The organism is Pseudomonas capeferrum (assembly GCF_013523055.1).
GTDB classification, from domain to species: domain Bacteria; phylum Pseudomonadota; class Gammaproteobacteria; order Pseudomonadales; family Pseudomonadaceae; genus Aquipseudomonas; species Aquipseudomonas capeferrum_A.
The window spans coordinates 1-289 of record NZ_JAAMQM010000083.1 but is presented as its reverse complement, the minus strand read 5'-3'; the positions used below and the strand labels follow the sequence as shown (position 1 = coordinate 289).

Genomic DNA, 289 nt, shown 5'->3' with positions numbered 1-289 from the left:
GATGCGGTCTTCGAGAACCTGATCACTGCTGGCAGCACCAACACAGTCGTCACTGACGAAACCGGTACGCCGAACAATCCAGGGACTCCAGGTACGCCAAATGGCGGCGACCAGGTTTTGGTCAGCATTGTCAGCAATGGCAACGTCACCGAAGCCCAGCAACCGGTCTTCACCGTGCGCGTCAACCAGGTCCTGGACCGTGACCTCACCGTCACCCTGACCAATGGTGACAAGGTCCTGATCGCCGCGGGCCAGACCGAAGCCACCTACCGCACCGATGCCCAGGGCG

1 protein-coding gene is annotated in these 289 nt (G+C 61.2%); it reads left to right on the top strand.

The annotated features are described in order from the left end of the window. Nucleotides 1-289 (top strand): immunoglobulin-like domain-containing protein (locus tag G7009_RS27395; RefSeq protein WP_181133389.1); only part of this gene is annotated, 289 nt, incomplete at both ends.